Origin of the sequence: Nocardiopsis listeri (genome assembly GCF_020741345.1) — a bacterium.
Classification (GTDB): Bacteria; Actinomycetota; Actinomycetes; order Streptosporangiales; family Streptosporangiaceae; genus Nocardiopsis; species Nocardiopsis listeri_A.
This window is the reverse complement of record NZ_DYZD01000040.1, coordinates 1-11336: the sequence shown is the minus strand read 5'-3', so window position 1 is coordinate 11336 and position 11336 is coordinate 1. Positions and strand designations below refer to the sequence as shown.

The following is an 11336-nucleotide window of genomic DNA, read 5'->3' as shown; positions in this document are numbered from 1 at the left end:
AGGGGCGGCCGTCTGGTGTACGGCCGCCCCTGTGCTGTGGGCGACCTACTCGGAGACCTCACGGTTGAGGGCCTCGGTGAGCTCTTCGTTGAGCTCGGGCAGGACGTCGTCGGCCGACTCACCCTCGGCCATGCGCTGGACGGCGGTCTGGATGGTGGTCAGCTCCCACTGGACGTGGCCCCAGTTGGCGGTGTCCGGGAACAGTCGCAGGTCGCCGGTGGCCTGGGTGGCGGCGCCGGCCAGGATCGGGTCGTCCTGGAAGGTGTCGCTCTCCAACACGTCGGTGTAGGTGGGGAACATCGACGACACCTCGTTGTAGGGCAGCGCGTTGTCCTTGCTGTTCAACGTGGTGATGTAGTCGAAGGCGGCGTCGGGGTACTCGGAGGTGCCCCACACGGCCAGGTCGGAGCCGCCGCCGAAGGCGGGCGCCATGCCGTCCACCCCGGGGATGGGCGTGGTGGCCCAATGACCGGCGTGCTCGTCGTTGAGGTCCTCCAACTGGGCCTGGGCCCAGGGGCCGTCGATGAACATGCCGACCTCGCGGTTGACGAAATCGGCGTGGGCGCAGTCGACCTCGTTGAGGCCCACGCAGGCACTCGGGGAGATGCCGTCGACGGTCAGTCCGGCGTAGAACTCCAGGGCCTCGGCGGTTTCGGCGGAGTCGAGTCGCCCCGTCCACTCACCGCCCTCCTCGACGGCGAACTCGCCGTCGTTGGCCCAGACGAAGCTGGCGATGCCGTTCAGGAAGTCGGTGGGCGCGGCGAAGCCGGGGACGTCGTACTCGTCCTCGATGTCCTCGGCGACCTCGACCAGTTCGTCCCAGGTGGTGGGCGGCTCGTGGCCCAGCTCCTCCAGCTGGTCGGTGTTGTACCAAAGGGCGCGAACGCCGCTGTACCAGGGGATGCTGTACTGTGCGTCGCCGAAGGTGCCGTTGGCGTAGGCTCCTTCGAGCAGGTCGGCGCTGTCGTCCCAGCCCTCGACGTACTCGGACACGTCGTAGAGGGCCTCGGCCTCGGCCCAGGTGGCGACCTGGTCGTTGCCGATCTCGACGACGTCGGGCCCGCCGGAGACCAGGGCGGTCTGGAAGCGCTGGCTGAACTCGCCCCACGGGATCCACTGGACGTCCACGTCCGTGTCGGGGTAGAGCTCCTGGTACTGCTGGGTGACCGAGTCCATGAAGGCGTTCTGATCCTCGTTGGCGTCGCCCATGCGCCAGACGGTGAGAGTGTCGGGGGCGTCACCGGACGCGCCGCCGTCATCGGATCCGCCACCGCATGCGGCGGCCAACATGACCACGGTCGAGGCCAGTGCGATCTTGGGGAACCTCATATGAACCTATCTCCCTTCGCACGTCGCGCCGGGGCGCGGCGCCTGTGCCCGAAGCAACCTGGGATCATGAACGGATCCGGGTGCCTCGACGTCTGATTGGGGGGTGCTGGGGCAGCACTTTCCTGATCGCCCCTCCGGCGCGGGTACCGGGGTCCGACACCACTGCGGACCAGCCGGGACGTGACCTCCTGTGAGGTTGTGAGCTAAATTAACAGGAAACTTTCCTAATAAAAACAGGGTGAGGTGTCACGGTTATGTCTCAACGTCCGGGGACTCCCCGGCTGCTGCGCCAATTGAACGATCGCGCGGCACTCGAACTTCTACTCTCCGGCGGTCCGCTGACCAGGACGCAACTCGGCACGAAGACCGGTCTGTCCAAGGTGACCGCGTCCCAACTCCTCGCTCGGTTGGAGGAACGCGATCTCGTCCGGGTCGTGGGCAGCCGGGCCGGAGGACGAGGCCCCAACGCCGCCCTCTACGCGGTCGTCCCGGAGAGCGCCTACGTGGCCGTCCTCGACGTCAGCGCCCACCGCGTCACCGCCGCCATCGCCGACATCACGGGTCGGATCATCAGTGACGTCAGCGTCGATCCCAGCGCCTCCGACGACCCGGTCGCCCTGGTCCACACCGCCGTGATGCGGCTGGTGGAGACCGCCGAGGTCCCCCTCGAAAAGGTCCGCGCCTGCGTCATCGGAACCCCCGGAGTCGTCGATCCGCGCACCGGGGACATCCGCTTCTCCTTCGACCTCATGTCCTGGCACGAAGGGGTGCTCGAAGCGCTGCGCGCCGACCTCGAACGCTCGGTCATGTTGGAGAACGACGTGAACCTGGCGGCCCTGGCCGAACACGCGGAAGGGGCGGCCAAGGGGGTCGAGGAGTTCGTGCTCATCTGGCTCAGCGCCGCCGGTGGTGTCGGTATGGCCACCATGATCGGCGGGCGCGTCCACAGGGGCCGTTCCGGTGGCGCGGGCGAGATCGGCTACCTGCCGGTGCCCGGAGCCCCCCTGTCCATCGACGTGGGCCTCTCCGGCGGCTACGAGTCCCTGAAGTCCGATGGCGACCAGGAGCTGCCGCACGGCTTCCAGGCGTTGGTCCACGCCAAGCAGGTGCTGCGTCTGGCCGCCGAACACGGGTTCACCGGAGACGACGTCACCGAGGTGGTCGCCCGGGCAGCGGGTTCCGGTACCACCGAGGGCGACGCGTTCCTCGACGCCTTCGCCGAACGGCTCTCCCGGGGAATCGCCGCCGTCAGCGTGATGATCGACCCCGGGTTGGTCGTCCTGGGCGGGGACGTGGCCCGCGCCGGAGGACCCAAGCTGGCCGAACGCGTGGAGGCCGCGACCGCCCGGATCGCGCCCAACACCACCGAGGTGGCACTGGGGACGGTCGAGGGCAGCCCGGTCGTGCGAGGAGCCCTTCTGCACGGCCTGGAACGCGCCCGCGACGAGGTGTTCTCGGCCACCGTCTGACCCCCGACCGCGCCCCGGCCGCCCCGGGGCGCGGGGGAGTCAGTCCTCCTCGCTCCCCGAGGACGGGGCGAGGGAGTCGAGCACCGTCTCGAAGTCCTCCCGCTGTTCCTCCCGCAGGTCCTGCGGGAAGTTGAAGCTCAGCCGGTAGGAGAGCGAGGTGTTCGCGTCGGTGATCTCACGCGTGAACATCCATCGCTCGGGGACCTCGCGCTCCTCGTGGATGTAGGTGGCCTCGTAGACCGCGCTCTGCACGCCGGGGCCCTCCAACCGCGGCTCCAGCATCAGCTGCTCCGCGTCGCTGTAGGCCTCGTCTCCGTTGAGCAGCTCGTCCATCCGTTGCATGGCGCCCTCGGCGTCGAAGACCAAGAGGTCGTACCTGGTCACGAACAGCTGTAGGTCGCCGGTCTCCACACCGGTCTCGAACTCGTAGGAGGCCAACCGGCTCACGCCGTTGCCCGGCGAGTCCTCCTCGTCCTCGACCATCTCCCAGTCCTCGGGGGCGACCAGCGTGACCACCCCGTCGTCGTACCGGGTGAACCCCTCGGGAGCCCCCTCGCTCGAACCCTCCTGGACCGGGGCGGAGGGCTCGGACGACGGTTCCGTGCCGGGCTCGTCGGAGGGTGTTCCCGGATCGGCGGCAACCTCCCGGTCATCGGAGGAGAAGACGACCCACACCGTGAACGCGCTCAGCACCAGCAGGGCCAGGACGGCGGTCGCGCCGACGAACAACGGCGTACGCGAGCGGCCGGGCGTGGTTCCGACCCGTGGCTCAGGGCCGGGGGCCAGGACCGGGGCCGGAGTCGGAGTCGGGGCCGGGCCGTCCAACAGGGCCAACGCCCGCTCCGGCAACAGCCGGCGGCGCGGGTCCCGCTCCAACAACCCGTTGATCACCGAGGCCAACCGCCCCCGGGCCGGCACCGGCGGTACCGGCTGGGTCAGCACCGCGGTGAGCGTCGAGGTGATGGTGTCGCGCTTGAACGGCGACTCCCCGGCCAGGGCCGCGAACAGGGTGGCGCCCAGGCTCCACAGGTCCGACACCGCGCCGTTGTCGTCGTGCTCCAGGCGCTCGGGTGCCGCGTACGCCGCGGTGCCCAGGATCGCGCCGGTCCCCGTCAGCGCCGTTCCTCCGTGGTCGGGCAGGTTGGCGATACCGAAGTCGGTCAGCACCGGCCGGGTGCCGCCCGAGGTCAGCATGATGTTGGCGGGCTTGACGTCACGGTGGACCACCCCGGCCCGGTGCGCCGCCCACAACGCGTCCAACAGCGGGCGCGTGATCCTCTCCACCTCCGCCTCCGCCATGGGGCCGGTGCGGTGCAGGCGATCGCGCAGGGACTCGCCCTCGAGGAGCTCCATGACGATGAACGGGATCCCGTCCACCTCCAGGACGTCGTGCACGGTCACCACCGACGGATGGGACACCCGTGCCGCCGCCTGAGCCTCGCGGATCATGCGCGCCCGGGCGCGCTCGCGCTCACGGGGCGGCATGTCGTGGGGGAGGTGGACCTCCTTGACCGCCACCTCACGGTTCAACCGGGTGTCGTGGGCACGCCACACGGTGCCCATGGCGCCGCTGCCGAGTTCACCTCGAAGCTCGTAACGGCCGACGGAGGTGCGGGGCTCCGGGGGATCAGTGGGGACCATGAGCACATCATCTCAAATCGGGAGCGCCGGAGCGCCCCGAGGTCGGGACGGATCCCGCCACATCGCCACGCGGGGACGGACCAGGATGCCCGCCTGCTCTTCGATCTCCCACTGATGGACCAGGCCCGGGCCCCATTCGGTCCGGGCGAGTGTGACGAAACCCCGCCGTTCGTACCACGGGCCGTTCCAGGGCAGGTCACGGAAGGTGGTGAGGGTGACCCGGCGGTGTCCGTGGGCGGCGGCCTCGGCGCACACCCGCTCCAGCAGGGCACCACCGATCCCGCGTCGGCCGTGTTCCGGATCCACGGCGAGCTGTTCCAGATGGGTGGCGCCGTCCAACGTGATGGTCGCGGCCAGACCGACCACGGATCCGTCGACCTCGGCCACCGACACGTGTTCGACGTGATCCAACATCTCGTGTGGATCGTCCGGGGGCAGCTCCAGCCCCGCTCGCGCGAACAACGTGTCGGCGGCCAGGGAGACCGCCACCACCGCGTCCGTGTCATGTCGCCGCATTGGGCGGATCACCGGTTCGGTCATGCCCCTCAGCGTCGCAGACGAAGACCCCTGGGGGTGACGTGGAAGCCCGCCGCCACCAACGCCGGGTCCAGCGACGTGCCGAACACCTCGACCCCGTCGGCGCGCTCCACCATCAGGGACTCGACCCGGCCCGCACTCACCAGATCGGCCACGGCCCGGGCCGCCCGTTCCAACGACCTCGCGCAGGCACCGAAGGTCAGCGCGGACCGACCCGGCGACAGGTACAACGTGGGCCGGCCCCCGTCCAGGACGACCAGGGACCCCGCCGTGCGACCCGGTCGGTGCGCACCCGCCACCCCCGCCGGCCACGCCAGTTCGACACCGTACGGATTGGCCGGATCCGTGGCCGCCAACACCACCGGGTCCCAGACCCCACCGGGGGCCTCCCCGGACAGCGCCCGCAGCCGGTCCACCGCACCCGGCAGCGCGAACTGCGCGCCACCGAGCCCCTCCACGAAGTAGCCCCGACGCACCCGACCGGCCTCCTCCATGGACCGCAGCACCCGGTATTCGTCCGCCGACAGGCCGCGCCCCTGGTGTCCGCGTACCAACACCCCGCCTCGTTCCAGCCGTGCCTCCACCCTCGACAGGGCCCGCCGGGTCGGATCCGGGTCCGGCTCGGGCAGGGCCCACCACCGGCCCGCCGCCGTCGGTGGTCCCGCACGGGTCGGCAACACCGGGCGTCGTCGCGAGCGTGACGAGGACCGACGCGGCGTCGGGCCCGAACCCGACACCGCCCGCAACGGCGCCAGGGAGTCGTTGGTGACACATCCCGACCACACCAGCTCCCACAGCGCAGCCACCAGGTCGGCGTCGGAGAAGATCGCGCCGCCCGATGCCCGGGCCACCCCGTCGGCGAGATCGCGGAAGAACAGCGCCCCGCCCGAACGCAGCACCCCCAGCACGGCGGCCGCCGTCGATCCCTCCTCCGGTGGCACCTGATCCGGCAACGACGACGAGGCGTCCTCGGAGGGGACCAGCACCAGCCAACCGTCCCCGCCCGGAAGCGACCCGGCCCCGGCCCACACCACCTCGCCGGCCTGGGTGAGCGCGTCCAACGACGAGGGGACGAAACCCTCCACCCTGGCCGGCAGCACCAACGATTCCAGGGACGAGGCCACCAACGGCACGCCCCGCAGCGACTCCACCGCTTCGAACACCGCGTCCGGGCCGCGCCACCGCTCACCCGGAACCGCCCGCTGCCACAACGGGGCGAAGACCGCCAGCGTCGCCGGTTCCACCGGTTCCACCTCGCGGCGCAGCCGGGCGATCGATCCCCGCCGCAACCGGCGCAGCACGTCCGCGTCACACCACTCGGTCTCCGTGCCACCGGGTCGGAACCCACCGCGCACCACCCGCCCCCGCCGGGCCAGTTCCCGCAGAGCGCCCTCGACCGCCTCGACGCCCACACCCGAACGGGCCGACACCTCCGCGGACGTGAACGGTCCGTGCGTGCGCGCGTAGCGGGACACCAGATCCGAGAGGGGATCCTCCACCGGCTCCAGGAACACCGACGGGACCCCGGGCGGCGGCTCAGAGCCCAACGCGTCCCGCAGCCGCGACACGTCCTCCACCGCGCACCAGCGCTCCACCCCGGCCACCGACACGCGCACCACGCGCCCGGCGCCCTCCAGGTCGAACAACCAGTCGGGGTCCGCCCCGCGTTCGACCGCCTCGTCGGTCGACAACGGACCCACCTCCCGCAACAGGTCAGCGGTCCCCTCCAGGTCCCGCACAGGCGCCGCCAACCGCTGCAACAGGGCACCGGTACGCTCCACCACCTCCGGGTCCAACAACTCCCGCAGGTCCGCGCCGCCCAACAGGTCCGCCAACAACGACGTGTCCAGGGTCAACGCCTGGGCCCGCGACTCCGCCGCCGGCGCGTCCCCCTCGTACAGGAACGCGGCCGTGTACTCCATCAGCAACGACCGCGCGAACGGCGACGCGTGCGTGGTCTCCACCTCCACCACCCGGATCCGCCGCGCCCGCACGTCCGACAGCACCCGAGCCAGCTCCGGAACGTCGAACACGTCCCGCAGGCACTCGCGCACCGTCTCCAACACGATCGGGAACGACCCGTACCGACCCGCCACCGACAACAGGTGCTGCGCCCGCAGACGCTGTTGCCACAACGGCATCCGACGGTCCGGGCGCTGACGCGGCAACAGCAGTGCCCGAGCAGCGCACTCACGGAACCGCGACGAGAACAGCGCAGATCCGGTCAACTCCTCGGTGACCAGAGCCTCCACGCCGTCGGGGTCCACCGACACCAGGTCCGCCAACTCCCCGGGGCGGCCCACACCGCCGCCCTCCGCGTCCGGCAGGCGCAGCACGATCCCGTCGTCGCCGTGCACCACCTGGGCGTCCATCCCGAACCGGTCGCGCAACCGCCCGCCGATAGCCAACGCCCACGGCGCGTGCACCCGAGCGCCCAACGGCGAATGCACCACCGCGCGCCAGTCGCCCACCTGGTCGCGGAACCGTTCGATCACCACCGTGCGATCGTCCGGCACCTGCCCGGTGGCCTCACGTTGTTCCGCCACGTACTCCACCAGGTTGTCCGCCGCCCACTCGTCCAACCCGGCGGTGATCGCCCAGGCGCGTCCCTCCTTCTCGTCCGACCCGGCCAACTCCCGAGTGGCGGCGCCCACCGCCCGACCCAGCTCCGCCGGACGACCCTGGGCGTCCGCCTTCCAGAAGGGCATCCGCCCCGGCCGACCCGGCGCGGGCGACACCATCACCCGGTCCGCGGTGATCGCCTCGATCCGCCACGACGTCGACCCGAGCACGAACACGTCGCCCACCCGCGACTCGTACACCATCTCCTCGTCCAGCTCACCTACACGGGTGGGCGCCCGACCCTCCGGGTCCGAGGCCAGGTGCACCTTGAAAAGACCCCGGTCGGGGATGGTCCCGCCGCTGATCACGGCCAGCCGCTGGGAGCCGGGGCGGGCACGCAGCACGTCCTCCTGCCGATCCCAGACCAGACGTGGCCGCAACTCCGCGAACTCGTCCGAGGGATAGCGTCCCGACAGCATGTCCAACACCGACTCCAGCACGGAGTCGGCCAGGTCGGAGAAGGGGGCCGCGCGCCGTACCACCGTGGCCAGCTCCGACACCGACCACTCGTCCATCGCCACCATCGCCACGACCTGCTGGGACAACACGTCCAGGGGGTTGCGCGGCATCTCCAACCGCTCGATCCCGCCCTCGCGCATCCGCCCGGTCACGACGGTGGTCGCCAACAGGTCGCCCCGGTACTGGGGCAGGAACACCCCGCGCGAGACCTCGCCCACCTGGTGCCCGGACCGTCCGACACGCTGCAGGCCACTGGCCACCGACGGGGGAGAGGACACCTGTACGACCAGGTCCACGGAGCCCATGTCCACGCCCAGCTCCAGGCTGGAGGTGGCCACCACGCAGCGCAGCCGGCCCGCCTTCAGGTCGTCCTCGATCAGCGCCCGCTCCGACTTGGACATCGACCCGTGGTGGGCGCGCGCGATCACGGCGTCCGCGCCCCGGCTCTGTCCTGACTGCCCGGTGACCTGCGCGGCCACCTCCTCCTCGGGAAACGCGGCACCGGTGCGTTCGGCGTACAGGTCGTTGATCCGGGAGCACAGCCTCTCGGCGGTGCGGCGGCCGTTGGTGAACACGATGGTGGAGCGGTGTGCCTCGACCAGGTCCAGGACCCGGCGTTCCACGTGCGGCCACACCGATCCGCCCGGCTCGTCCAGATCGGGCACCGGGACCTGCACCCGCAGATCCATGCGCGGGGCGTCCGGAGGGGCGACGATCCGCGCGCCGCCCAGGTAGTCGGCGACCACTTCGCGTGGGCGCACGGTGGCAGACAGCCCGATCCGCTGCGCAGGACGTTCCAGCAGTTCGGCGAGCCGCTCCAGGCTGAGGGCCAGGTGGGCCCCGCGCTTGGTCCCGGCCAGTGCGTGCACCTCGTCCACGATCACCGTCTCCACCCCGGCCAGCCCCTCGCGGGCCTTGGAGGTGAGCACCAGGAAGAGGGACTCCGGGGTGGTGATGAGCACGTCCGGCGGATGCGTGGCCAGACGACGCCGTTCCCGCGCCGGGGTGTCGCCGGTGCGAACCCCCACCGTGACGGGGGAGACTTCCTGTCCGGCGGCGGCCGCGGCGTCGGTGATACCGGCCAGGGGGCGCCGCAGGTTGCGCTCCACGTCCACCGCGAGCGCCTTCAACGGGGACACGTACAGGACCCGGCAACGTCGGGAACGGTCCTGCGGCGCGGGGGAGTGGAGCAACCGGTCCAACGACCACAGGAAGGCGGACAGGGTCTTGCCCGAACCGGTGGGCGCCACGACCAGGGTGTCGTCACCGCCGGAGACCGAGGTCCACGCCTCGGCCTGGGCCCGGGTGGGGCCGTCGGGGAAGGCCTGTTCGAACCAGGTCCGCGTCGCCGTGCCGAAGGGTTCCAAGGGACCGTTCATCCGGCCAGTCTGCCGAAGGGCTCCGACAGAAGGAGGCGCAGGACACACCCGTCTCCGCGAAAACGGGCCTGTGGACAACGCCACTCGGGTCCCGCCCATCACCCATACTGGGGCCGATGAGACTCACCAACTTCTGGAACAACATGCGAGAGCAGTTCGGCGAGGCCTACGCCGAGAGCCTCGCCAAGGACTACGTGATCGAGGGACTGGGCTCCCGCACCATCGATCAGGCGCTGGCCGACGGGGTCGGGGTCAAGGAGATCTGGCGCGCGGTGTGCGAGGCGTTCGACCTTCCGGCCACCGCCCGCTGACCGACACGTTCGATCCGTGTTCGATCTGTGGATGAACCAAGAATCGAACATAGGTTCGGGTAGAGTGGCCGCATCGCCGGCGAACGTCGCGATTGTCGTACCGAAGGCGTAGCGTCAGGCGCATCATGAAGAAAAAGGCATCGACCCAACAGGGGAACCCCGTGGCTTCTGGAGACCGAGACAAGGCTCTCGAAACAGCGCTCGCGCAGATCGAGCGGCAGTTCGGCAAGGGCTCCGTCATGCGACTGGGCGACGACGAGCGTCCGCCGATCGAGGCGATCCCCACCGGCGCCATCTCGCTGGACGTGGCCCTGGGCATCGGTGGCCTTCCCAAGGGCCGGGTCGTGGAGATCTACGGCCCCGAGTCCAGCGGTAAGACCACCGTCGCCCTGCACGCGGTGGCCAGCGCGCAGAAACTGGGCGGCATCGCCGCCTTCGTCGACGCCGAGCACGCCCTGGACCCCGAGTACGCCAAGAAGATCGGTGTCAACACCGACGACCTCCTCCTGTCCCAGCCGGACACCGGTGAGCAGGCGCTGGAGATCGTGGACATGCTGATCCGCTCCGGCGCGATCTCCGTCATCGTCATCGACTCCGTGGCGGCCCTGGTGCCCCGCGCCGAGATCGAGGGTGAGATGGGTGACAGCCACGTCGGTCTGCAGGCCCGCCTGATGTCCCAGGCCCTGCGCAAGATCGCCGGCGCGCTGAACTCCACCGGCACCACCGCGATCTTCATCAACCAGCTGCGTGAGAAGGTCGGCGTCATGTTCGGATCGCCCGAAACCACCTCGGGTGGTCGGGCGCTGAAGTTCTACGCCTCGGTCCGGTTGGACGTCCGTCGTATCGAGACCCTCAAGGACGGCACCGACGCGGTCGGTAACCGTACGCGGGTCAAGGTCGTCAAGAACAAGGTCGCGCCACCCTTCAAACAGGCGGAGTTCGACATCCTCTACGGCGTCGGAGTCTCCCGCGAGGGCAGTCTGATCGACCTGGGTGTGGAACACGGCATCGTGCGCAAGTCCGGCGCCTGGTACACCTACGACGGCACACAGCTGGGCCAGGGCAAGGAGAACGCCCGCAAGTTCCTGCACGAGAACGCCGACATGGCCAACGAGGTCGAGAAGAAGATCAAGGAGAAACTGGGCGTGGGCGTGTCCGCCGGCGATGACAGCGCCTCCGGGTCCGACGCCGAGTCCAAGGCCGATCCGGCCAAGGACGCCGCCGCCAAGGCTCCCGCCGCCAAGAAGGCCCCGGCCAAGACCGTGAAGGTGACCGACACGGATGCGTGAGCGGCGCCGGTCATCCGACCGCACCGGGGCGGATGAGTCGCCCGACCCGGTGAACGCCGACCAGACCCCGGACGGGCCCGAGCGCCCGTCCGGGGAGGACACCGAGGCCAAGGTCAGGAACCTGGTTCTGCGCATGCTCACGCACTCCCCGCGTACCCGCGCCCAACTCGAACGTTCTCTGTATCGCAGGGAGTACGAGGAAGAGGTCATCACGCGGGTCCTCGACGGGATCGAGGAGGCGGGGCTGGTCGATGACGCCGCCTTCGCCAAGGGGTGGGTCTCCTCCCGCCACCACAGCCG

The 11336-nt window shown here is 70.5% G+C and carries 8 protein-coding genes; 4 read left to right on the top strand and 4 right to left on the bottom strand.

From position 1 onward, the window contains the following. Positions 1-45: 45 nt before the first annotated feature. On the bottom strand, positions 46-1329 hold the full coding sequence (locus K8V84_RS02110) for an extracellular solute-binding protein (protein WP_304069640.1): 1284 nt from the start codon (positions 1327-1329) through the stop codon (positions 46-48). Between the two features lie 254 nt (positions 1330-1583). Between K8V84_RS02110 and K8V84_RS02105 the strand changes: the two genes are divergently transcribed. Then, positions 1584-2798, top strand: coding sequence for an ROK family transcriptional regulator (locus K8V84_RS02105; RefSeq protein WP_304069639.1), 1215 nt, complete (start codon positions 1584-1586; stop codon positions 2796-2798). 39 nt (positions 2799-2837) lie between these two features. Here the strand turns inward: K8V84_RS02105 and K8V84_RS02100 are convergent, their stop codons facing one another. From K8V84_RS02100 to K8V84_RS02090, 3 genes are read right to left on the bottom strand one after another with little or no spacing between them, the layout of a single operon-like run. Then, positions 2838-4439, bottom strand: a complete 1602-nt coding sequence (locus K8V84_RS02100; RefSeq protein WP_304069637.1) for a serine/threonine-protein kinase — start codon at positions 4437-4439, stop codon at positions 2838-2840. 12 nt (positions 4440-4451) lie between these two features. Next, entirely contained in the window at positions 4452-4979 is a 528-nt protein-coding gene (locus K8V84_RS02095; RefSeq protein ID WP_304069635.1) for a GNAT family N-acetyltransferase, read from the bottom strand. Between the two features lie 5 nt (positions 4980-4984). Beyond that, the gene (locus K8V84_RS02090; RefSeq protein WP_304069633.1) at positions 4985-9436 is read right to left on the bottom strand and encodes a DEAD/DEAH box helicase; all 4452 of its coding nucleotides are present in this window, start codon (positions 9434-9436) and stop codon (positions 4985-4987) included. Between the two features lie 116 nt (positions 9437-9552). Here K8V84_RS02090 and K8V84_RS02085 point away from each other — a divergent pair, with 116 nt between their 5' ends. The 3 genes from K8V84_RS02085 to K8V84_RS02075 form a co-directional block, all read left to right on the top strand. Further along, positions 9553-9747 (top strand): DUF3046 domain-containing protein, encoded by a 195-nt coding sequence (locus tag K8V84_RS02085; protein ID WP_304069632.1) that lies wholly within the window; start codon positions 9553-9555, stop codon positions 9745-9747. 161 nt (positions 9748-9908) lie between these two features. Continuing rightward, positions 9909-11036: a recombinase RecA gene (gene recA / locus K8V84_RS02080; protein ID WP_304069630.1), complete on the top strand. Its 1128-nt coding sequence runs from the start codon at positions 9909-9911 to the stop codon at positions 11034-11036. Further along, positions 11029-11336, top strand: a 308-nt coding sequence (locus tag K8V84_RS02075; RefSeq protein ID WP_304069628.1) for a regulatory protein RecX, incomplete at its 3' end; no start/stop codon positions are given. The genes recA and K8V84_RS02075, both read left to right, overlap by 8 nt.

What these genes read in the sequence shown, in the direction of transcription:
- K8V84_RS02110 (WP_304069640.1), bottom strand. Translation starts at nt 1,329, where the DNA reads ATGAGGTTCCCCAAGATCGCACTGGCCTCGACCGTGGTCATGTTGGCC.
- K8V84_RS02105 (WP_304069639.1), top strand. Translation starts at nt 1,584, where the DNA reads ATGTCTCAACGTCCGGGGACTCCCCGGCTGCTGCGCCAATTGAACGAT.
- K8V84_RS02100 (WP_304069637.1), bottom strand. Translation starts at nt 4,439, where the DNA reads ATGGTCCCCACTGATCCCCCGGAGCCCCGCACCTCCGTCGGCCGTTAC.
- K8V84_RS02095 (WP_304069635.1), bottom strand. Translation starts at nt 4,979, where the DNA reads ATGACCGAACCGGTGATCCGCCCAATGCGGCGACATGACACGGACGCG.
- K8V84_RS02090 (WP_304069633.1), bottom strand. Translation starts at nt 9,436, where the DNA reads ATGAACGGTCCCTTGGAACCCTTCGGCACGGCGACGCGGACCTGGTTC.
- K8V84_RS02085 (WP_304069632.1), top strand. Translation starts at nt 9,553, where the DNA reads ATGAGACTCACCAACTTCTGGAACAACATGCGAGAGCAGTTCGGCGAG.